The 24,687-nt window shown below is 61.4% G+C and carries 7 protein-coding genes; 4 read left to right on the top strand and 3 right to left on the bottom strand.

Annotated elements, in window-relative coordinates; all coding sequences use genetic code 11:
- Positions 1-53 precede the first annotated feature (53 nt).
- Complete coding sequence (locus LOY22_RS00665; RefSeq protein ID WP_045197932.1) at positions 54-746, bottom strand: GntR family transcriptional regulator; 693 nt, start codon at positions 744-746, stop codon at positions 54-56.
- A 311-nt stretch (positions 747-1,057) separates the two neighbouring features.
- Between LOY22_RS00665 and lapG the strand changes: the two genes are divergently transcribed.
- Both lapG and lapD read left to right on the top strand, forming a co-directional pair.
- Positions 1,058-1,750, top strand: coding sequence for a cysteine protease LapG (gene lapG, locus LOY22_RS00670; RefSeq protein ID WP_093377486.1), 693 nt, complete (start codon positions 1,058-1,060; stop codon positions 1,748-1,750).
- Between the two features lie 10 nt (positions 1,751-1,760).
- Positions 1,761-3,707 carry a cyclic di-GMP receptor LapD gene (gene lapD, locus LOY22_RS00675; RefSeq protein ID WP_123564718.1) on the top strand — a complete coding sequence of 649 codons (1,947 nt, stop codon included), beginning with the start codon at positions 1,761-1,763 and terminating at the stop codon, positions 3,705-3,707.
- Between the two features lie 35 nt (positions 3,708-3,742).
- Here lapD and LOY22_RS00680 read toward each other — a convergent pair whose 3' ends face one another.
- Positions 3,743-4,087: a hypothetical protein gene (locus tag LOY22_RS00680; RefSeq protein WP_045197926.1), complete on the bottom strand. Its 345-nt coding sequence runs from the start codon at positions 4,085-4,087 to the stop codon at positions 3,743-3,745.
- A gap of 158 nt (positions 4,088-4,245) precedes the next feature.
- On the bottom strand, positions 4,246-20,802 hold the full coding sequence (locus tag LOY22_RS00685; RefSeq protein ID WP_258595765.1) for a retention module-containing protein: 16,557 nt from the start codon (positions 20,800-20,802) through the stop codon (positions 4,246-4,248).
- Between the two features lie 347 nt (positions 20,803-21,149).
- On the opposite strand from LOY22_RS00685, the gene LOY22_RS00690 reads away from it, so the two are divergent.
- Entirely contained in the window at positions 21,150-22,487 is a 1,338-nt protein-coding gene (locus LOY22_RS00690) for a TolC family outer membrane protein (protein WP_045201706.1), read from the top strand.
- 42 nt (positions 22,488-22,529) lie between these two features.
- On the top strand, positions 22,530-24,686 hold the full coding sequence (locus tag LOY22_RS00695; RefSeq protein WP_258595767.1) for a type I secretion system permease/ATPase: 2,157 nt from the start codon (positions 22,530-22,532) through the stop codon (positions 24,684-24,686).
- The last annotated feature ends 1 nt before the right edge of the window (position 24,687 follow it).

Here is a 24,687-nt window from a genome sequence, read left to right on the forward strand (position 1 = left end):
GCCCCGAGCGCAATAGCTGCCAATGGCCGGGATTGCCGGCGATGGCGGTGGGTTCACTCTGCCGGTGGTCTGTTCAGGTAGGCCTTGATCGCTTTTGCCCCGTTGTTCAGGTGGCGCTCGAGAATCCTGATGGCATCTTCAACCGACTTGTCGTTTGCGGCGTCCACCAGCCCGATGTGATCGTCCTGGGTCAGCTTGCCCAGGCCCATCGATGACAGGTGGAAGCGCAGGAAGCGCTCTTCTTCGTTGAGCTCGTTTTCAATCAGGCGCAGCAGCTTCTGGTTCGGTGCCTTGCTGTACAGGCTCATGTGGAACAGGCGGTTGAGGCGCCCGATCTCGGCATGCCGGGTTTCGGTTTCAAGCTGGGTGATGTAGTTGCGCGCCCGGGCAATGTCGTCGGCATCGAGCAGCGGGATCGACTGGCGTAGTGCTTCGGACTCCAGAATGACCCGCAAGGCATAGGTATCGACGGCGTCTTCGCCGATCAATGGCGCAACCACCGCGCCCTTGTGTGCCACCACCTGCAACAGCGATTGCGCTTCGAGCTGGCGCAAGGCCTCGCGGACCGGCATGCGGCTGACACCGAACAAGGTTGCCAGCTCCTGTTGGCGCAAGGCCAGCCCAGGGGGCAGGCGGCCATCGAGGATGGCACTGCGCAGCCGCTCTTCAATCACGCTACGCGCCAGGTGTGGCGGCACTTGTTCGCCACCCAGGATTTCGCTCAGGGGTCTGGTTTTTCCGGCCACGCTGTTTTTGCCTGAAGTCGAAGTGAAATAATTGGATCCAATATCCAGCAACACTAGTTAGGGGAGGGATACTTGTCAAATAGCGGCGTTCGCCAACCCTTATTTATTAAGTAAACAGCAATCAACGGCCGCGCGCTTGCTATCGTGAAGGAAGTTTTTGTTCAAGGGAAGCCGGGTTGCAGCCCTCGCCAGACAGGGGGTTGCCCGTGGTCAACGGATTGCTGGCGCAATGATTGTAAGGTGCCATTGTTTTTTCCGGGTCGAGGCCGCACCATCGGCGTTTTTCCACAGGTCTGCGCGGATTATTCGCATTGGCGATACGTTGGGCTGTTCAATTGACCCTGCGCCGGCTCGGCCTGGCCGTGGTGCTCGGCTGCCTGTTACTGGGCGGCCTGCACGCGGATTGGGACTTCTCCCAGATCAGCCGCCGTGCCCAGTCGTTGTATGGCCCGCTGGGGCCTGGCCAGGACCGCATTGATGCCTGGCAGAACCTGCTGGCGACCCAGAAGCAGGGCAGCGAGGCCGAACGCCTGAAAGTGGTCAACCAGTTCTTCAACCAGCAGCTGCGGTATGTCGAAGACATCGACCTGTGGCGCGAAGTGGACTACTGGGCAACCCCGGTACAGTCACTGATCAAGGGCGCCGGTGACTGCGAAGACTATGCTATCGCCAAGTACTTCAGCCTGCGGCGCCTCGGGGTTCCGGCAGAAAAACTGCGCATTACCTACGTCAAGGCCCTGCGCCAGAACCGCGCGCACATGGTCCTGACCTATTATTCAAGCCCGGAGGCCATGCCGTTGGTACTCGACAGCCTGATCGATGCGATCAAGCCCGCCAGCCAGCGTCCTGACCTGCTGCCGGTGTATTCCTTCAACGGTGAAGGCCTGTGGCTGACCGGTGCGGGTGGTAACAAGAAGGTCGGCGACACCAAGCGCTTGTCGCGCTGGCAGGATCTATTGAAGAAGATGCAGGCCGAAGGCTTCCCCGCCGAGCCGGCTTACTGAAGGAGCACAGATGTCACTGTTCAAACAATTGCTGCTTGCCATCTGCCTGTTCCTGGTAGTCGCCTTCAGCGGCAGCTTCATGGTCAGCCTGGAGAGCTCACGCAGCCAGTACGTCAACCAGTTGCGCTCCCATGCCCAGGACGCCGCCACGGCGCTGGCGCTGTCGCTGACGCCGAACATCGACGACCCGGCGATGGTCGAGCTGATGGTCAGCTCGATCTTCGACAGTGGTTACTATTCGAGCATCAAGGTCATCGACACGGCGTCCAACGCCCTGCTGGTCGAGCGCCACGCCGAACCCGACCCCAACGGTGTGCCGGCCTGGTTCATCCGCCTGATCGGCCTGGAGGCGGCCGGTGGCGATGCCATCGTCAGCCGCGGCTGGCAGCAGGCGGCGCGGGTCGAGGTGGTCAGCCATCCGATGTTCGCCCTGGCCAAGCTCTGGCAGAGTGCGCTGGGCAGCCTCGGCTGGCTGTTGCTGTGTGGCGCCCTGAGTGCGGTGCTTGGCGCCTTGCTGCTGCGTCGCCAGCTCAAGCCGCTGGACTACATGGTGGCGCAGTCCCACGCCATTGCCCGGCGTGAGTTCCTCAGCCTGCCGGATTTGCCGCGTACCCCTGAGCTGCGCCGGGTTGTGCAGGCCATGAACCAGATGGTCGAAAAGCTCAAGGCGCTTTTCCAGGAGCAGGCCGAGCGCAGTGAAAAGCTGCGGGTCGAGTCGTATCAGGACAGCCTCACCGGCCTTGCCAACCGCCGCTATTTCGAGATGCAGCTCAACGCCTTGGTCAGCAACCTCGAAGAGGCGCGCCCGGGCTACCTGCTGTTGCTGCGGGTCAAGGACCTGGCCGGGCTCAACCAGCGCCTGGGCGGCCAGCGAACCGACCAGTTGCTACAGGCGGTCGGCCAGCAACTGCAACGCACTTGCGCCAACTACCCGGAAACCAACAACCTGATCACCCGCAGCCGCGGCGGCGAATTTGCCGTGCTGGCGCCGGGGCTGGTGCACGAAGAGGCGATCCAGCTGGCCCAGGCCCTGGAAGTGACCCTGCAGAGCCTGGCCGACACCGGCGCCAGCGATGTCACCCCGGTTGCCTGCATCGGCATGGCGCCCTACAGCCCGGGCGACGATCCGCAGGCCTTGCTCAAGCTCGCCGACGAGGCCCTGGCCCGCGCCGAGAGCCAGCTGGAGCCGGGCTGGGTGTGCCTGGAGCAAGGCACCGCGCCGCAAGCCGCCGATACCCACCACGCCTGGCATTCCTTGCTGGATGAAGCACTGCAGCAAGGGCGTTTCCAGTTGTTTTTCCAGCCGGTAGTGGCCTGTGAAGCGCCGGAGCGCGTGTTGCATTACAAGGTCATTTCGCGGGTGCTCGATACCCAGGGCCAGGCCATTGCCGCCGGGCGCTTCCTGCCGTGGCTGGAGCGTTTTGGCTGGTCGGCGCGGCTCGATGTGCTGATGCTTGAGCAAGTGCTCAAGCACATGCACAGCCACAAGGAAGCCCTGGCGCTGAACCTGTCGGCCGCAACCCTGGCTGACCCCAAGGCATTGCAGCGGGTCTATGACCTGCTTGCCCAGAACGCCGTGCTCGGCCCGCGCCTGACCCTGGAGATCGGCGAAGAGCAACTGCCGGAACAGGCCGTGCTCGAGCAACTCACCCGGCGCCTGCGGGCCCTGGGCTTCAGCCTCAGCCTGCAGCGCTTTGGTGGGCGCTTCAGCATGATCGGCAACCTGGCGCACCTGGGCCTGGCCTACCTCAAGATCGATGGCAGTTACATTCGCGCCATCGACCACGAACGGCACAAGCGCCTGTTCATTGAAGCGATCCAGCGCGCAGCGCACAGCATCGACTTGCCGCTGATCGCCGAGCGGGTCGAGACTGAAGGTGAGCTCAAGGTATTGCGCGAGATGGGTATTCAGGGGGTTCAGGGACGCCTGGTCGGCGAGCCGGCACCCTGGCGTTGAGCAGGACGTGCAGGCCCGCAACGGGCCTGCAGCGGTCAGATCAGGCCGCCGTTTTCTTCACTGTCGTCGATCAGGTTGGTCAGCCCGCCCAGCACCTGGCGGGCATTGGAGCGGCTGAGCAGTTTGGCCTGGGCGCCGGGCGGCAGGTCGGTGATGCTGATCACGCCTTTGGTGGTCAGCACTTCGATCAAGTCCTCAAGCACCCGGATCATGTCCAGGTCACTCTGTTTGAGCTGCTTGAGGCTGTTCTCGACCACGTCGTCGGCAAACCACTCCTGGACCTCGGCATGGTCGGCCGGGAGCATCTCCGTGTATTCGGCGTAGGGTGCGGCCTCTACCCGGACCAGTTGGCCCTGTGCATCGCGTTGCACGTAGAACATGGGGTATCCCTCTGAATGTCAGTCCGTATCCGCAGTCAGCAGCATAGGCCAAGCTGGCCGGGCGTCTAGCCCCGGCGAGCGAGTATGCGCTGTGAATACGGTGCAGGCAAAGTCCGCAGCACCGCGCCAGCCCCGGGAGGGCTGGCGCAGGCCGTGGATCAGCTGTTGGAGTGGTCGATCTTGATGGTCGGGTCGGCCCCGGTTACCAGCGAGTTGATCGTGGTATTGGCCCAGTTGACGCCTTCCAGCTTGATCGTCACATCGGCATTGGCCAGGCCACCTGTGGCATTGAGCTTGCCTTCGGAGCTGACCTGCAGCGTCGACTCACCGTTGACCGTGGTGATCTTCAGGTAGTTGTCGATGGTGCTGGCCTTCTCGCCCTGGAGCAGGTCGCTCAGGTCCAGACGGTCGCCTTCGGCAGCCTTGAAGTCCTTGATCACGTCCTTGCCGGTGTCGCCGGCCTTCCACACGAAGGTGTCGGCACCGCTGCCACCGATCAGGATGTCATCGCCCTTGCCGCCGATGAGGATGTCGTTGCCTTCACCGCCCAGCAGTGTGTCGTTGCCGGTACCACCGAGCAGGATGTCATTGCCCTTGCCGCCATCGAGGTAGTCGTTGCCACCCTGGCCGAAGAGAATGTCGTTGCCGTCGCCACCGATGAGGATGTCGGCGCCATCGTTGCTGCGCGACACATCGAACTCGCTGACGTGCTCGCTGATGTACTGGTGCAGCACACGGCCATCGACGTCACCCAGGGCTACGCCCAGCTTGCCGGCCACGTAGGCCTGCATGGCCTCGACACCGTTGCCGGCGATCGAGTCGAAGCTGACCAGGTCGCCGAACAGGATGTCGTGGCCGTCGCCGCCGCTGACCGTATCGTTGCCCGGCTTGGTGGCCTCGGTGTGTCCGAGGATCGCCTCGGCCAGCTTGCTCGGGTCGATGTTGGTCTGCGGCTTGCCGTCACTGTCGAACGGCTTGAGGTCGTTGACGTTGACGCCACTGTTGAGGCCGATGGCTTCAACGCTGGACAGCCCGCTGAGGATCTTGAAGCCGTCCAGCGAGTTGTTCCAGGTGTCGTTGCTGGTGCCATTGCCCCAACCGGAACGGCTGGACAGCTCGAAGGTGCCGTCGCCCTGGGCACGAATGGTGCCCGAGGTCGAGGTGTACCAGCTGCCGTAGTACTTGTACTGGGCATTGAGGTTACCGTCGGCGTCGATACTGACCCGGTTGTTGCTGTCCAGCTGGTAGCGGTTCAGCGTATCGCCAGGCTTGTAGTTGATCGCCTGGAGGAAGCTGTCCAGGGTCCAGCCGGAGTTGGCCAGCTGCGGGTTGCCTTGCTCGTTGGCCTGGTGGAAGGTCGGTTGGCCGTCGGTAATGAAGAAGGTCTGGTTGCTACCGGTGTTGCCGGCATTCTTCAGGGTCTGGAACCAGTTGGCCGTGGTCTTGAAGGCGTCCTCATAGTTGGTGCCGCCGTCGGAGTACATGGCCTTGAGCGCATCTTTCAGCGCTTGCAGCGAGCCGGCATCGGACAGGTTGACCGAGACTGACTTGTTCACCTGGCTGGAGAAGTCCACCAGCAGGATGTTCACGGTACCCGACTGCGCACCCTTGACGCTGTTGGCCAGGGTGTCGAACACCGACTGCAGGGACTTTTGCGCAGCGTCGACACCGGCGGCTTTCATACTGCCGGAGGTATCGACGATGAACGCCAGGTTGTAGTCCTGCCCCGGTACCACGTGCAGGCCGTTGACGTCGGCGACGACGATGTCGTTGCCGGTGCCAAGCTCGCGGCTGTCGTTCTCGGCCGTCAGGTTGCTGGTGGTGTAGGTATCCGGGTAAACGGTGACCTTGATGGTGCCCTGGGTGAAGTCGGTGCTGCCGTTGGCCTTCTCGGTTGCCCGCGAAGTGACGGTCACATCGAACTGGCCCTGGTAGTAGGCTGGCGGCTTGATGCTCAGGCCGTTGAGGTTCCAGCCGGTGACATCGACTTCGCCCTTGCCGACGGTGACAGTGTGGCCGGCGCCATCGCTGAGCACCGAGCCTGCCGGAATACCGCCGAGCTTGACGTTGAGGGTTTCCGAGCCATCGGTGTCGGTGAGGTTGGTGGCGATACCGACCAGCTTGACGGTGCCGTTCTCGGCGCCTTCATTGAGCTTGTAGCCCTGGTAGTAACCCTCGCCGTTGGCACCGTGCAGCTCGCCAACGGTAACGCCGGCGTTGGTCAGCTCGTTCACGCCCGGGTACATCGGGATGTTGGCGTTGCTCAGGTCAACCGGGGTGCTGCCGTTGACCGACAGGTTGACGTCATAGCTGCCCGGGCCGCTCTGGTTGGCGTGGTAGATGTCCAGGGTGTAGTAGCCGCTGATGGTCGGCTTGAACGAACCACTGATCGCACCGCCTGCGCCCCAGGTCGCCTGGGCCACATTCTTGCCGCCGATGGTGATCAGCAGGCTGTCATCGCCGACACCGCTGAAGCTGTAGGTCTTGCCCGCTTCGAGGTAGATCAGGCCGGAGGTCTTCGAGCCCGAACCGCCGACGACGCTGGCGTCCGACTGGGCGTTGGTGACCTGCGAGCTGCTGTTGGCCTTGCCCGAGTTGTCGAACACAGTTTTCAGCGCATCGCCGGTGATGCCGTTGCCGTTGGTGCCCAGGCCGTTGAGGCTGTTCCAGGTCTCTTTGACCAGGCCAATCGAGTTGACGTTGTTGCTGCCGATGTTCAGGTCAGGCTTGTCGGCCACCGGGGTGATATCGACCTTGATGGTGGCTTCGTTGCCCAGGCCCTGGCCGTCGGTTGGCTTGTACTTGATCTGTGCGTAGTCGGCTTCTTTGTTGCCGACGCCGGTGCCGCCGTTGGCATCGATGCCCGACTCGTTGCGATCCGGCACGAACTTCAGCTTGCCAGCGTCGATGTCGGCCTTGCTGAAGACCTTGCCAGCGTCGGCTTCAGTCAGGGTTTTCCAGACGTTGCCATCTTTGTACTGCAGCACGCCGTCGGCAGGCAGTTTGGTGATGGTCAGGCCCAGGTTGGCTGCCGGGGTGTCGGCATCGGTGATGCCGAAGTTGGCCCAGCTCAGCACCAGGTCGGTGTCTTCGGTACCCGTCACGGCGCCGCCCGCGGCAACCGGTGCCTCGTTGCTGACAATGGTGGTGGTGACACTGCCAGCGCTGCCGCTGATCGCCAGGTTCTCGAAGTTGCCGCCAGTGGCCGAGTCGATCTTCACGGTGAAGTTCTCGGCGCTCTCGGCAATGCCGTCACGGATGATCGGCACGCTGAAGGTACCGGTGTTGCTACCGGCCTTGATCACCACGGTGGCCACGCCGGTGTAGTCCGCACCATTGGTGGCGGTACCGGTATAGGTCAGCTTGATGACCACATCGGTTTGCGCCTTGTTGGTCAGGGTCAGGGTGTAGTTGGCCGAGTCACCTTCGGCCACCGAGGTGGTGCCGGTGATGCTGACGGTGGTGGTGTCGATGGTATCGGTCACCTGGGTGACAGCTGGCTGCTTGCTGATTGCCAGGTCTTCGAAGTTGCCACCGCTGGCGCCGGTAATGGTCGCGTTGACACTGCCGGCATCGATGTACACGTCATCCGCTGGCGCAGGCACGCTGGCAGTGCCGGTGGTCTTGCCGGCCTCGATGGTGATCGTCGCACCGTTGCTCAGGGTCACGGTGACCGCGGTCTGCGCCTTGTTGCTCAAGGTCGCGGTGTAGATGATGTTGCCACCTTCGGCAACCGATGGCGTGGCGCTCAGGGTCAGGTTGGTGGTGTCGATGGTGTCGGTGACGCTGGTCACGGCGGACGAGCCGTCGATCTTCAGTTCTTCGAAGTCACCACCGGTGCTGCCAGTGATTTTCGCACTGACGCTACCGGCATCGATGTACACATCATCGCCAGGGGCGGCGATGGTTACCTTGCCCTCGGTCTGGCCCTTGGCAATGGTGATGGTCTCACCGTTGCTCAGGGTCACTTTCATCTCGGTGCCCGCCGGGTTGCTCAGCTTGGCCACGTAAGTGATCGAGCCACCTTCAGCCACGGTCGGCGTCGCGGTCAGGATCAGGCTGGTGGAGTCCTTGGTGCCCGGGCCGTCGGTGACGGTGGTGCTGGTGTTGCCAGTGCTGACCAGTTTCTCGTAGTTGCCACCGGTGGTGCCGGTGATGCTGTTGGTCAGGGTCGGATTGGTGGTGTGCACGTTGTTCGGTGCAACGTAGTCCACGGTGCCGGTGCTGGAACCTACAGGGATGGTGATCTTCTGGCCGTTGGCCAGGCTGATGACCAGGTCGGAGCCGGTAACCGGCGCGCTGACTTTGGCGGTGTAGGTCACTACGCCGCCTTCGACCACGCTGTTGGTGCTGGCGGTCAGGGTCACGGTGCTGGTGTCGATGGTGTCAGTGACGTTGGTCACTGCCGGTACGTTGCTCACGGTCAGCTGTTCGAAATCGCCACCGGTGGTGCTGGTGACGGTCACGCTCAGCTTGCCGGCGTCGATGTAGACATCGTCGCTCGGGGCATCGATGGTGATCTTGCCTTCGGTCTGGCCCTTGGCGATGGTGATGACTTCACCGTTGCTCAAAGTGACCTTCATTTCGGTGCCGGCCGGGTTGGTCAGCTTGGCCACGTAGGTGATCTTGCCGCCTTCAGCCACGGTGTCGGTAGCCGTCAGCGACAGGCCGGTGTTGTCCTTGGTACCCGGGCCATCGGTGACGGTGACGGTGGTGTTGCCGGCGCTATCGAGCTTCTCGTAGTTACCGCCGGTGGTACCGGTGATGCTGTTGGTCAGGGCAGGGTTGGTGGTGTGTACGTTGTTTGGCGCAACGTAGTCCACGGTGCCGGTGCTGGAACCCACAGGGATGGTGATCTTCTGGCCGTTGGCCAGGCTGATGACCAGGTCGGAGCCGGTAACCGGCGCGCTGACTTTGGCGGTGTAGGTGACCACGCCGCCTTCGACCACGCTGTTGGTGCTGGCGGTCAGGGTCACGGTGCTGGTGTCGATAGTGTCTTTGACGTCGGTGACTGCCGGGGTGTTATCCACAGCCAGTTTCTCGAAGTCGCCACCGGTGGTGCCAGTGACCGTCACGCTCAGCTTATCGGCGTCGATGTAGACATCGTCGCTTGGGGCATCGATGGTGATCTTGCCTTCTGTTTGCCCCTTGGCGATGGTGATGACTTCACCGTTGCTCAGGGTGACCTTCATCTCGGTGCCGGCCGGATTGGTCAGCGTCGCGGTGTAAGTGATCGACCCGCCTTCATTGACCGTTGGAGTCGCGGTCAGCTTGAGGCTGGTGGTGTCGTCGGTGCCTGGACCGTCGGTGACGGTGGTCACTGGGTTGCCCGCAGTGTCCAGCTTCTCGTAGTTACCGCCGGAGGTGCCGGTGATGCTGTTGGTCAGGTCTGGGTTTGTGGTGTGCACGTTGTTTGGTGCAACGAAGTCCACGGTGCCGGTGCTGGAACCTACAGGGATGGTGATTTGCTGACCGTTGGCCAGGTTGATCACCAGTGCAGAGCCGGTCACCGGAGCAGTAACCGAGGCGGTATAGGTAACCACGCCGCCTTCGGTAACGCTTGGAGTCGCGGTCAAAGTGACAGTCGACGTATCGATAGTGTCAGTCACTTCGGTGACGGCTGGGGTGTTATCCACAGCCAGCTTCTCGAAGTCACCACCGGTGGTGCCGGTCACAGTGACACTGACTTCACCGGCGTCGATGTACACGTCATCCGCCGGCGCCGGCAGGGTAATGCTGCCTTCGGTCTGGCCTTTGGCAATGGTGATGACTTCACCGTTGCTCAGGGTGACTTTCATCTCGGTGCCCGCCGGGTTAGTCAGCGTGGCGGTGTAAACAATCGAACCACCTTCTTCAACCGAGCCAGTCGCGGTGAGTTTCAGACCGGTAGTGTCATCGGTGCCTGGGCCATCAGTAACGGTAGTTACCGGATTACCAGCGGTATCCAGCTTCTCGTAGTTACCGCCGGTGGTGCCGGTGATGCTGTTGGTCAGGTCCGGGTTGGTGGTGTGCACGTTGTTCGGTGCAACGAAGTCCACGGTGCCGGTGCTGGAACCTACAGGGATGGTGATTTGCTGACCGTTGGCCAGAGTGATCACCAGGTTCGAACCAGTTACTGGCGCAGTAACCGAAGCGGTGTAGGTAACCACGCCGCCTTCGGTGACGCTTGGAGTCGCGGTCAGGGTGACGGTGCTGGTGTCGATGGTATCGGTGACTTCAGTTACAGCGGCAGCCGGGTCGACTTCGACTTTCTCGAAATCGCCGCCAGTAGTGCCAGTGATGGTCACACTAACTTCACCGGCATCGACGTACACGTCATCCGCCGGCGCAGGCAGGGTAATGCTGCCCTCGGTCTGGCCCTTGGCGATGGTGATGACTTCACCATTGCTCAGGGTCACCTTCATTTCGGTGCCCGCTGGGTTAGTCAGCGTAGCGGTGTAGACGATGTCGCCGCCTTCAGCGACGGAGCCGGTGGCGGTCAGCTTCAGACCCGTGGTGTCATCAGTACCTGGACCATCAGTAACGGTGGTCACCGGATTACCTGCGGTATCCAGTTTCTCGTAGTTACCACCAGTGGTACCGGTGATGCTGTTAGTCAGGTCCGGGTTGGTGGTGTGCACGTTGTTCGGTGCAACGAAGTCCACGGTGCCCGAGCTGGAACCCACAGGGATGGTGATCTGTTGGCCGTTGGCCAGGTTGATGACCAACGCAGAACCGGTCACTGGCGCAGTAACGGAAGCGGTGTAGGTGACCACGCCACCTTCGGTGACGCTTGGCGTCGCAGTCAGGGTGACAGTCGAAGTATCGATGGTGTCAGTCACTTCGGTTACGGCCGGGGTGTTATCCACAGCCAGTTTCTCGAAGTCGCCGCCGGTAGTACCAGTGACAGTGACGCTGACTTCGCCCGCATCGACGTACACGTCGTCTTCCGGCGCCGGCAGGGTGATGCTGCCTTCGGTCTGGCCTTTGGCGATGGTGATGACTTCACCATTGCTCAGGGTGACCTTCATTTCGGTGCCAGCCGGATTGGTCAGGGTGGCGGTGTAAACAATCGAACCACCTTCTTCAACCGAGCCAGTCGCGGTGAGTTTCAGACCAGTAGTGTCATCGGTGCCTGGACCGTCGGTGACGGTGGTCACTGGGTTGCCCGCAGTGTCCAGCTTCTCGTAATTACCACCGGTGGTGCTGGTGATGCTGTTGGTCAGGTCCGGATTGGTGGTGTGCACGTTGTTTGGTGCAACGAAGTCCACGGTGCCGGAGCTTTGGCCGACTGGGATGGTGATCTGTTGGCCGTTGGCCAGGTTGATCACCAGCGCGGAGCCGGTCACTGGCGCAGTAACCGAAGCGGTGTAGGTGACGACACCGCCTTCAGTGACGCTTGGGGTAGCGGTCAGGGTGACGGTCGAAGTGTCGATGGTGTCGGTGACTTCGGTCACGGCAGCAGCCGGGTCGACTTCGACTTTCTCGAAATCGCCGCCAATGGTGCCAGTGATGGTCACGCTAACTTCACCGGCATCGACGTACACGTCATCCGCCGGCGCAGGCAGGGTAATGCTGCCTTCGGTCTGGCCCTTGGCGATGGTGATCACTTCACCATTGCTCAGGGTGACTTTCATCTCGGTGCCCGCCGGGTTGGTCAGCGTGGCGGTGTAAACAATCGAACCGCCTTCTTCAACCGAGCCAGTCGCGGTGAGTTTCAGACCGGTAGTGTCATCGGTGCCTGGGCCGTCGGTGACGGTGGTGACCGGGTTGCCCGCAGTGTCCAGCTTCTCGTAGTTACCACCGGTGGTGCCGGTGATGCCGTTGGTCAGGTCCGGGTTGGTGGTGTGCACGTTGTTTGGGGCAACGAAGTCCACGGTGCCGGAGCTTTGGCCGACCGGGATAGTGATCTGTTGGCCGTTGGCCAGGTTGATCACCAACGCAGAGCCGGTCACTGGCGCAGTGACCGAAGCGGTATAGGTGACGACACCGCCTTCGGTGACGCTTGGGGTAGCGGTCAGAGTGACAGTCGAAGTATCGATGGTGTCAGTCACTTCGGTGACGGCTGGAGTGTTATCCACAGCCAGCTTCTCGAAGTCACCACCGGTAGTGCCAGTCACAGTAACGCTGACTTCACCGGCATCGACGTACACGTCATCAGCCGGCGCCGGAAGGGTGATGCTGCCTTCGGTCTGGCCCTTGGCGATGGTGATGACTTCACCATTGCTCAGGGTGACCTTCATTTCGGTGCCCGCCGGGTTGGTCAGCGTGGCGGTGTAAACAATCGAGCCACCTTCTTCAACCGAGCCAGTCGCAGTCAGCTTGAGACCGGTAGTGTCGTCAGTGCCTGGGCCGTCGGTGACGGTGGTGACCGGGTTGCCGGCAGTATCCAGCTTCTCGTAGTTACCGCCCGAAGTGCCGGTGATGCTGTTGGTCAGATCCGGGTTGGTGGTGTGCACGTTGTTTGGTGCAACGAAGTCCACGGTGCCGGTGCTGGAACCTACAGGGATGGTGATTTGCTGACCGTTGGCCAGGTTGATCACCAGCGCAGAGCCGGTAACCGGAGCAGTAACCGAAGCGGTGTAGGTAACGACGCCGCCTTCGGTCACGCTTGGAGTCGCGGTCAGGGTGACGGTGCTGGTGTCGATGGTATCGGTGACTTCAGTCACAGCGGCAGCCGGGTCGACTTCGACTTTCTCGAAGTCACCGCCAGTGGTGCCAGTGATGGTCACGCTGACTTCGCCAGCATCGACGTACACATCGTCTTCCGGCGCGGGAACAGTGATGCTGCCTTCGGTTTGACCTGCCGCGATGGTGATGACTTCACCATTGCTCAGGGTCACCTTCATTTCAGTGCCAGCCGGGTTGGTCAGGGTGGCGGTGTAAACAATCGAACCGCCTTCTTCAACCGAACCCGTCGCGGTGAGTTTCAGACCGGTAGTGTCATCGGTGCCTGGGCCATCAGTAACGGTAGTTACCGGATTACCAGCGGTATCCAGTTTCTCGTAGTTACCACCAGTGGTACCGGTGATGCTGTTGGTCAGGTCCGGGTTGGTGGTGTGCACGTTGTTTGGTGCAACGAAGTCCACGGTACCGGAGCTTTGGCCGACTGGGATGGTGATCTGTTGGCCGTTGGCCAGGTTGATCACCAACGCAGAGCCGGTCACTGGAGCAGTAACCGAGGCGGTATAGGTAACCACGCCGCCTTCAGTGACGCTTGGGGTAGCGGTCAGGGTGACGGTCGAAGTGTCGATGGTGTCGGTGACTTCGGTGACAGCAGGGGTGTTATCCACAGCCAGCTTCTCGAAGTCGCCGCCAGTAGTACCGGTCACGGTGACACTGACTTCACCGGCATCGACGTACACATCGTCTTCAGGAGCCGGAACAGTGATGCTGCCTTCGGTCTGACCCTTGGCGATGGTGATCACTTCACCGTTGCTCAGAGTGACCTTCATTTCGGTGCCAGCCGGGTTGGTCAGCGTGGCGGTGTAGACGATCTCGCCGCCTTCAGCGACGGAGCCGGTGGCGGTCAGCTTCAGGCCGGTAGTGTCGTCAGTACCTGGACCGTCGGTGACGGTGGTCACTGGGTTGCCCGCAGTGTCCAGCTTCTCGTAGTTACCGCCGGTGGTGCCGGTGATGCTGTTGGTCAGGTCCGGGTTGGTGGTGTGCACGTTGTTTGGTGCAACGAAGTCCACGGTGCCGGAGCTTTGGCCGACTGGGATGGTGATCTGTTGGCCGTTGGCCAGGTTGATCACCAGCGCGGAGCCGGTCACTGGCGCAGTAACCGAAGCGGTGTAGGTGACGACACCGCCTTCAGTGACGCTTGGGGTAGCGGTCAGGGTGACGGTCGAAGTGTCGATGGTGTCGGTGACTTCGGTCACGGCAGCAGCCGGGTCGACTTCGACTTTCTCGAAATCGCCGCCAATGGTGCCAGTGATGGTCACGCTAACTTCACCGGCATCGACGTACACGTCATCCGCCGGCGCAGGCAGGGTAATGCTGCCTTCGGTCTGGCCCTTGGCGATGGTGATCACTTCACCATTGCTCAGGGTGACTTTCATCTCGGTGCCCGCCGGGTTGGTCAGCGTGGCGGTGTAAACAATCGAACCGCCTTCTTCAACCGAGCCAGTCGCGGTGAGTTTCAGACCGGTAGTGTCATCGGTGCCTGGGCCGTCGGTGACGGTGGTGACCGGGTTGCCCGCAGTGTCCAGCTTCTCGTAGTTACCGCCGGTGGTGCCGGTGATGCTGTTGGTCAGGTCCGGGTTGGTGGTGTGCACGTTGTTCGGTGCAACGAAGTCCACGGTACCCGAGCTGGAACCCACAGGAATGGTGATCTGTTGGCCGTTAGCCAAATTGATCACCAGCGCGGAGCCAGTCACTGGCGCAGTAACCGAAGCGGTGTAGGTGACAACGCCGCCTTCAGTCACGCTCGGAGTCGCAGTCAGGGTGACGGTCGACGTATCGATAGTGTCGGTGACTTCGGTGACAGCAGGGGTGTTATCCACAGCCAGCTTCTCGAAGTCGCCACCGGTGGTACCGGTCACGGTCACGCTGACTTCGCCAGCATCGACGTACACGTCGTCTTCTGGAGCTGGAACAGTGATGCTGCCTTCAGTCTGACCCGCAGCAATGGTGATGACTTCACCATTGCTCAGGGTGACTTTCATCTCGGTGCCGGCTGGGTTGGTCAGCGTGGCGGTGTAAACAATCGAACCGCCTTCTTCAACCGAACCCGTCGCGGTCAGCTTGAGACCGGTGGTGTCATCAGTACCTGGACCGTCGGTGACGGTGGTGACCGGGTTGCCGGCAGTGTCCAGCTTCTCGTAGTTACCACCGGTGGTGCCGGTGATGCTGTTGGTCAGGTCCGGGTTAGTGGTGTGCACGTTGTTTGGTGCAACGAAGTCCACGGTACCGGAGCTTTGGCCGACTGGGATGGTGATCTGTTGGCCGTTGGCCAGGTTGATCACCAACGCAGAGCCGGTCACTGGCGCAGTAACCGAGGCGGTATAGGTAACCACGCCGCCTTCAGTGACGCTTGGGGTAGCGGTCAGGGTGACGGTGCTGGTGTCGATGGTATCGGTGACTTCAGTTACAGCGGCAGCCGGGTCGACTTCGACTTTCTCGAAATCGCCGCCAGTAGTGCCAGTGATGGTCACACTAACTTCACCGGCATCGACGTACACGTCATCCGCCGGCGCAGGCAGGGTAATGCTGCCCTCGGTCTGGCCCTTGGCGATGGTGATGACTTCACCATTGCTCAGGGTCACCTTCATTTCGGTGCCAGCCGGATTGGTCAGGGTGGCGGTGTAAACAATCGAGCCACCTTCTTCAACCGAGCCAGTCGCAGTCAGCTTGAGACCGGTAGTGTCGTCAGTGCCTGGGCCGTCGGTGACGGTGGTGACCGGGTTGCCGGCAGTATCCAGCTTCTCGTAGTTACCGCCCGAAGTGCCGGTGATGCTGTTGGTCAGATCCGGGTTGGTGGTGTGCACGTTGTTCGGTGCAACGAAGTCCACGGTACCCGAGCTGGAACCCACAGGAATGGTGATCTGTTGGCCGTTAGCCAAATTGATCACCAGCGCGGAGCCAGTCACTGGCGCAGTAACCGAAGCGGTGTAGGTGACAACGCCGCCTTCAGTCACGCTCGGAGTCGCAGTCAGGGTGACGGTCGACGTATCGATAGTGTCGGTGACTTCGGTGACAGCAGGGGTGTTATCCACAGCCAGCTTCTCGAAGTCGCCACCGGTGGTACCGGTCACGGTCACGCTGACTTCACCGGCGTCGATGTACACGTCATCCGCCGGCGCCGGCAGGGTAATGCTGCCTTCGGTCTGGCCTTTGGCAATGGTGATGACTTCACCGTTGCTCAGGGTGACTTTCATCTCGGTGCCCGCCGGGTTAGTCAGCGTGGCGGTGTAAACAATCGAACCGCCTTCTTCAACCGAGCCCGTCGCGGTCAGCTTGAGACCGGTGGTGTCATCAGTACCTGGACCGTCGGTGACGGTGGTGACCGGGTTGCCGGCAGTGTCCAGCTTCTCGTAGTTACCACCGGTGGTGCCGGTGATGCTGTTGGTCAGGTCCGGGTTAGTGGTGTGCACGTTGTTTGGTGCAACGAAGTCCACGGTACCGGAGCTTTGGCCGACTGGGATGGTGATCTGTTGGCCGTTGGCCAGGTTGATCACCAACGCAGAGCCGGTCACTGGCGCAGTAACCGAGGCGGTATAGGTAACCACGCCGCCTTCAGTGACGCTTGGGGTAGCGGTCAGGGTGACGGTGCTGGTGTCGATGGTATCGGTGACTTCAGTTACAGCGGCAGCCGGGTCGACTTCGACTTTCTCGAAATCGCCGCCAGTAGTGCCAGTGATGGTCACACTAACTTCACCGGCATCGACGTACACGTCATCCGCCGGCGCAGGCAGGGTAATGCTGCCCTCGGTCTGGCCCTTGGCGATGGTGATGACTTCACCATTGCTCAGGGTCACCTTCATTTCGGTGCCAGCCGGATTGGTCAGGGTGGCGGTGTAAACAATCGAGCCACCTTCTTCAACCGAGCCAGTCGCAGTCAGCTTGAGACCGGTAGTGTCGTCAGTGCCTGGGCCGTCGGTGACGGTGGTGACCGGGTTGCCGGCAGTATCCAGCTTCTCGTAGTTACCGCCCGAAGTGCCGGTGATGCTGTTGGTCAGATCCGGGTTGGTGGTGTGCACGTTGTTCGGTGCAACGAAGTCCACGGTACCCGAGCTGGAACCCACAGGAATGGTGATCTGTTGGCCGTTAGCCAAATTGATCACCAGCGCGGAGCCAGTCACTGGCGCAGTAACCGAAGCGGTGTAGGTGACAACGCCGCCTTCAGTCACGCTCGGAGTCGCAGTCAGGGTGACGGTCGACGTATCGATAGTGTCGGTGACTTCGGTGACAGCAGGGGTGTTATCCACAGCCAGCTTCTCGAAGTCGCCACCGGTGGTACCGGTCACGGTCACGCTGACTTCGCCAGCATCGACGTACACGTCGTCTTCTGGAGCTGGAACAGTGATGCTGCCTTCAGTCTGACCCGCAGCAATGGTGATGACTTCACCATTGCTCAGGGTGACTTTCATCTCGGTGCCGGCTGGGTTGGTCAGCGTGGCGGTGTAAACAATCGAACCGCCTTCTTCAACCGAGCTAGTCGCAGTCAGCTTGAGACCGGTAGTGTCATCGGTACCTGGACCATCAGTAACGGTGGTCACCGGGTTGCCCGCAGTGTCCAGTTTCTCGTAGTTACCTCCGGTGGTACCGGTGATGCTGTTAGTCAGGTCCGGGTTGGTGGTGTGCACGTTGTTCGGTGCAACGAAGTCCACGGTGCCCGAGCTGGAACCCACAGGGATGGTGATCTGTTGGCCGTTGGCCAGAGTGATCACCAGGTTCGAACCAGTTACTGGCGCAGTAACCGAGGCGGTATAGGTAACCACGCCGCCTTCGGTAACGCTTGGAGTAGCGGTCAGAGTGACGGTGCTGGTGTCGATGGTGTCAGTCACTTCGGTGACGGCTGGAGTGTTATCCACAGCCAGTTTCTCGAAGTCACCACCGGTAGTGCCAGTCACAGTAACGCTGACTTCACCGGCATCGACGTACACGTCATCAGCCGGCGCCGGCAGGGTGATGCTGCCTTCGGTCTGGCCCTTGGCGATGGTGATGACTTCACCATTGCTCAGGGTGACTTTCATCTCGGTGCCAGCTGGATTGGTCAGCGTAGCGGTGTAGATGATGTCGCCGCCTTCAGCGACGGAGCCGGTGGCGGTCAGCTTCAGGCCGGTAGTGTCATCGGTGCCAGGTCCGTCGGTAACGGTGGTCACCGGGTTGCCGGCTGTATCCAGCTTCTCGTAGTTACCACCGGTGGTGCCGGTGATGCTGTTGGTCAGGTCCGGGTTGGTGGTGTGCACGTTGTTTGGTGCAACGAAGTCCACGGTGCCGGAGCTCTGGCCGACTGGAATGGTGATTTGCTGACCGTTGGCCAGGTTGATCACCAGCGCAGAACCGGTCACTGGCGCAGTAACCGAAGCGGTGTAGGTGACGACACCGCCTTCAGTGACGCTTGGGGTAGCGGTCAGGGTGACGGTCGAAGTGTCGATGGTGTCGGTGACTTCGGTCACGGCAGCAGCCGGGTCGACTTCGACTTTCTCGAAATCGCCGCCAATGGTGCCAGTGATGGTCACGCTAACTTCACCGGCATCGACGTACACGTCATCCGCCGGCGCCGGCAGGGTAATGCTGCCTTCGGTCTGGCCTTTGGCAATGGTGATGACTTCACCGTTGCTCAGGGTGACTTTCATTTCGGTGCCAGCCGGGTTGGTCAGCGTGGCGGTGTAGACGATCTCGCCGCCTTCAGCGACGGAGCCGGTGGCGGTCAGCTTCAGGCCGGTAGTGTCGTCAGTACCTGGACCGTCGGTAACGGTGGTCACTGGGTTGCCCGCAGTGTCCAGCTTCTCGTAGTTACCGCCGGTGGTGCCGGTGATGCTGTTGGTCAGGTCCGGGTTGGTGGTGTGCACGTTGTTCGGCGCAACAAACTCAACCGAACCAGTGCTCTGACCAACAGGAATAGTGATCTGCTGACCATTGGCCAAAGTAATAACCAGCGCAGAACCGGTAACCGGCGCAGTCACCGAAGCGGTGTAAGTAACTACGCCGCCTTCAGCAACACTGCTGTTCGCTGTCAAAGTGACAGTCGAAGTATCAATGGTGTCAGTAACTTGCGTTACAGCCGGAGTGCCATCTACAGCAACTTTTTCGAAGTCGCCGCCAGTGGTGCCGGTAACAGTGACGCTGACTTCACCGGCGTCGATGTAGACATCATCGGCAGGCGCAGCAACGGTAATGCTGCCTTCAGTCTGCCCCGCAGCAATGGTGATCACTTCACCATTGCTCAGGGTCACCTTCATTTCGGTGCCAGCCGGGTTGGTCAGCGTGGCGGTATAAACAATCGAACCACCTTCAGCAACCGAGCCGGTAGCGGTCAGCTTAAGACCGGTAGTGTCGTCAGTACCTGGACCATCAGTAACGGTAGTCACCGGATTACCGGCAGTGTCCAGCTTCTCGTAGTTGCCGCCGGTGGTGCCAGTGATGCTGTTGGTCAGGTCCGGATTGGTAGTGTGCACGTTGTTCGGCGCAACAAACTCAACCGAGCCAGTGCTCTGACCAACAGGAATAGTGATCTGCTGACCATTGGCCAGAGTAATAACCAGCGCAGAGCCAGTCACCGGCGCAGTAACCGAAGCGGTGTAAGTGACCACGCCGCCTTCAGCAACACTGCTGTTCGCGGTCAGGGTGACAGTCGAAGTATCGATGGTGTCGGTAACTTCGGTGACCGCCGGCTGGTTGCTGACCACCAGGTTTTCGAAGTTGCCGCCATCGACCTTGTCGATGCTGACGCTGACGTTGCCGGCATCGACATACACGTCATCGCTCGGCGCCGGCACGGTGACGCTGCCTTCGGTCTGGCCGGCGGCGATGGTGATCACCGCGCCGTTGCTCAGGGTCACGGTCACCGGGGTGCCGGCCGGGTTGGTCAGCGTCGCGGTGTAGATGATCGAGCCGCCTTCGGCGACGCTGCCGGTGGCGTTCAGGCTCAGGCCGGTGTCATCGATCGAGTCGGTGATGGTGGTGACCGCCGGGTTCGGGTTCGGTACCAGGTTCTCGAAGTTGCCACCAGTGGCGCCAGTGATGGTGGTGCTGACACTGCTGCCGTTGTTGTAGACGTCGTTCGGCGGCGTCTGCACATCAACGGTGCCGGTGGTCTGGCCGGCGCCGATGGTGATGGTGCTGCCGTTGGACAGGGTGACGGTCACCGGCGTCTGCGCCGGGTTGGTCAGGGTGGCGGTGTAGGTGATCACGCCGCCCTCGGTGACACTCGGGTTGGCCGTCAGGCTGACCGTGGTGGTGTCGATGGTGTCGGTGATCTGGGTCACTGCCGGGGTGGTGTCCGGGGTGATGATCAGGCCCGCGCCGCCGGTGGTGCCGGTGATGGTCGCGGAGATTTCACTGCCGTCCAGGTACACGGTGTCGTTCGGCGGGATGGTCACGCTGACGCTGCCGCTGGTCTGCCCGGCGCTGATGACGATGACCTGGCCGTTGGACAGGGTCACGGTCAGGTCGGTCAGCGGTGGCTGGCCCAGGGTGGCGGTGTAGATGATTACGCCACCCGCCTCGGTGATCGACGGCGTGGCACTCAGGCTCAGGCCGGATTCGCGCGTAGGCGTGGTGGTGTTGGGGTTGTTGGCATCGTCCAGGCCGCCCAGTTCCTGGGTCGCAGCGCCGGTGGCAAAGCCGATCGGGCCGGTTGGGAAGCCAATGGTCGGGTCGACCGAGCCTGCCGTGGCGTCGAGCATGACGAAGCTATGGCCACCACCGGCCGCGCCGCCGCTACCGGCGGCCGACGGGCCTGCTGCGGTGGCTTCGAGTTCGGTGGTCGGGTCAGCGCCGGCGGCGATGGCCTGCTGCAGCTCTTCGACCGAAGGCGCAGCCTGGGCGGTTGCTGCCGCCAGGTCAGTGCTGCTGTCCGGGGCCTCGGCACTCCACTGGGTGTCACGGCCCAGGTCCAGGGTGCGGCCGTCGGCCAGTTCCAGGGTGACGGCGCCGGCCAGGCCAGTGAGCACCTGCTCGCCAGCGAACAGGCGGTCACCTTCGATGAGTACACGTTGAATCCCTTCTGGGGATACGGCGATTACTTGGCCAACAATGCTTTTGACGATGGCAACAACACTGCTCATTGGACTCTCCGGGCTACCCGTTCAATTTGGCTTCCATGCCAGCCGGCGCTGAATTGCCGCTTTCTGATGGAATGTTTCAATAGTATGTTTGGTGCTTTTGACGTCAATATATTGTCGATAACTGTTGGCTATTAAGTTTATGCCAAAGTATTGACCTTCCTGCTGCCATCCTAAACAATCAGCACCGTAATGTCACATTGATATTTGAGCGGCTGCCACTCTTCCTCCGTACGAACCAAGTACCCCTTCGGAAGTTTCCGACATAAGGTCATTCCGGTTGCCATTTTCTAATGCAGCAACGATTTCTGCTGTGATTTGGGACAAGACGTCCCTGGGAAAAAAGTTAAATGCGCGCGTCACTGTTCACTGCTCTTCCTTTCGTCCTCGCCACCAGTTTCGTTCAAGCACAGAGCCTGCCAGAGGCCATGCAGAAAGCCCTCGAGGTACACCCGGAAATCCAGGCCGGGGTCAACAGCCGAATCGCTGCCGATTACCAACTGCGCGCCGCCAAGGGTGGTTACCTGCCACGTGTCGATGTGCTCGCCGGTTATGGCCGTGAAGGTACCGACAGCCCGAGCACCGGCAACCGCTGGGAAACCCTCAACCGTGGTGAGTCGAGCGTGCGCCTGCGGCAGATGGTCTTCGACGGTTTTGCCACCTCGAGTGAAGTTGGCCGTCAGCAAGCCACCGTCAACTCCCGCGCCTACTCGCTGCTGGGCGCCTCCGAGCGCACCGCGTTGACCGTTGCCCAGGTTTACCTGGACGTCCTGACCCGTCGCGAGATGGTCCGCCTGGCAGAAGACAACCTGCGCAGCCACGAACGCATCTATGACCAGATCAAGCTGCGCACTGCCCGTGGTGTCGGCCGCCTGGCCGACCTTGACCAGGCCGAAGCGCGCCTGGCCCAGGCCCGCAACAACCTGATCACCGAGCAGACCAACCTGGCCGATGCCAAGACCAACTACCTGAGCGTGGTCGGTCAGTTGCCGGACGAGTTAAGCAGCCCTGCGCCGTTTGTCGACCTGTTGCCGGCCAACCTCGACGAAGCCCGTCAGCAGATGGTCGAGAGCAGCCCGATCCTGCGTTCGGCAGAGTCCGATATCGCCGCGGCGGAGAAGCAATACGAGGCTGCAAAGTCTACTTTCTATCCGCGTTTTGATGCAGAACTCGGACGGACGGCCGATAACGATCTGGATGGCATGAACGGCCACAACAACGAATGGCAGGCTATGCTGCGTATGAGTTTCAACTTGTATGCCGGCGGCAGCAACAAGGCCGACCTGGAATCCAAGTCGTACCTGACCAATCAGGCGCTGGACATTCGCAACAATGCCTTGCGCCAGCTCAATGAGGAGCTCGGCCTGGCATGGAACGCTATGGACAACGCCAATGCGCAGGTGCCGATCGCCCAGCAATACGTCGATCACAGCAACAGTGTGCGCAGCGCCTACCAGAAGCAGTTCAGCCTGGGCGAACGTACCTTGCTAGACTTGCTCGACAGCGAGAATGAACTCTTCACTGCCCAGCGCCGTCTGGCTGAAGTGAAGAACAGCCAAGTGTTTACTCAGTACCGAATCAAAGCGACCATTGGTCAACTGCTCAAGAGCCAGGGTGTTGTCGCACCGATGGCCTCCGTGGTGCAGAACGACCTTAAACCGAAAGTGAACCTGCCAGGCATGAACTGAGGTTCACTGTTATAGCCAACCGCAACCGTTAAGAGAGCCCGCGTGGAATCAGAAGTCAGTCGAGTCCAGCTCAGCCATGATCCACGCAGTCAGCACGACGATCCGTTGCTGGACAGCCTGCTGTCTCTCTGCGTGCTGCACCAGAAGCCCGCCAGCCGGGCCATGCTGACCACCGGCCTGCCGTTGCCGGCCCAGCGCCTGAGCCCGGAGCTGCTGCCGCGTGCGGCGGCCCGTGCCGGCCTGCAGGGGCGCTTGCTGCAACGCAAGCTGGAGCAGATCCCGAGCATCGCCATGCCGGCGATGCTCCTGCTCAAGGACGGTCGCAGCACGGTGTTGCTCGGTTGGGAGAATGAGGACACCGCGCGCCTGTTGCTCAGCGAGAGCGACGGCGGCGAGGTGCACGTCAGCCGCGAAGCGTTGCTGAGCGACTACAGTGGCCGGGTGTTCTTCGCCCAGCCGCAGCACAAGTTCGACGTCAACCACGGCAACCTGATTCCGCGTGCGCGTTCGTGGTTCCGTGACACCCTCAAGCGCAGCCGCTGGCTGTACATCGACGCCATCGCCGCAAGCCTGGTGATCAACCTGATCGCCCTGGCCGCGCCGCTGTTCGTGATGAACGTCTACGACCGCGTGGTGCCCAACCAGGCCACCTCGACCCTGTGGGTCCTGGCCCTGGGGATTTCCGGTGCCTACATCTTCGATCTGATTCTCAAGGGCCTGCGCAGTTTGTGCCTGGACCTGGCCGGGAAGAAGACCGACCTGATCATCTCGGCGACGCTGTTCGAACGCATCGTCGGCATGGCCATGAAGTACCGGCCGGCACGGGTCGGCAGCTTTGCCCAGAACATTCATGAATTCCAGGGCCTGCGCGATTTTCTTGCCTCGCTGACCCTGACCAGCCTCATCGACCTGCCGTTCACCCTGTTGATCCTGCTGGTGATCGCCATCATTGGCGGGCACCTGGTGTGGATTCCGATCATCGCCTTCCCGCTGGCCCTGGGTATCGGCTACGCCCTGCAAAAGCCGCTGGTGGCGACCCTGGAGCGGACCATGGCCCTGGCCTCCGAGCGCCAGTCGAGCCTGATCGAAACCCTCGCCGGGCTCGATGCGGTCAAGGTCAACAACGCCGAAAGCGAACGCCAGTACATGTGGGAGCAGACCATCGGCACCCTCAGCCGCCTCGAGCTGCGGGTCAAGGTGCTCTCGGGCCTGGCGATGAACATTACCCTGCTGATGCAGCAACTGGCCGGCGTGGCGCTGATTTGTGCTGGCGTCTACCAGATCATGGCCGGCAATCTGAGCATGGGCGGCCTGATCGCTTGCTACATGCTCAGTGGCCGGGCCCTCGGCCCACTGGGCCAGCTTTCCGGTTTGCTGACCCGTTACCAGCAAGCCAAGGTGACCATGGTCTCCACCGACCAGATGATGGAGCTACCGCAAGAGCGCAACTTCGAAGAGCGCCCGCTGAGCCGTCAGGTACTGCAGGGCGCCATCGAGTTTCGCGGCGTCGATTTCACTTATCCCAACCAGCAGAACCTGGCGCTCAAGGGCGTCAATGTGTCGATCCGCCCCGGCGAGAAAATCGGCATCATCGGTCGCAGCGGCTCGGGCAAGAGCTCGCTGGCCAAACTCATCGTCGGCCTCTATGAAGCCGATGCCGGCTCGTTGCTGGTCGATGGCGTCGACATCCGCCAGATCGACGTCAGCGAGTTGCGCCACAACATCGGCTACGTGCCCCAGGACATCCAGCTGCTGGCCGGTACCCTGCGCGACAACCTGGTCAGCGGTGCGCGCTATGTCGAGGACGAAATGGTCCTGCAGGCGGCCGAGCTGTCCGGGGTTCACGAATTCGCCCGGCTGCACCCGCAAGGTTACGAGCTGCAGGTCGGCGAGCGTGGCCAGAATCTTTCCGGTGGCCAGCGGCAGAACGTTGCCCTGGGCCGCGCCTTGCTGCTCAACCCGCAGATCCTGCTGCTCGACGAACCGACCAGCGCCATGGACAACACCGGTGAAGAACGCCTCAAGCAACGCCTGCAAGCGGTTATCGAGAACAAGACCGTGGTCCTGGTGACGCACCGGGCTTCGCTGTTGTCACTGGTCGACCGCCTGATCGTTGTCGATCGCGGGCAGATAGTCGCGGATGGCCCGAAAGCCGCCGTCATGGATGCGCTGAAGAAGGGGCAGATCAGTGTTGCTTAAG

Source organism: Pseudomonas sp. B21-035 (genome assembly GCF_024748945.1).
Lineage (GTDB): Bacteria > Pseudomonadota > Gammaproteobacteria > Pseudomonadales > Pseudomonadaceae > Aquipseudomonas.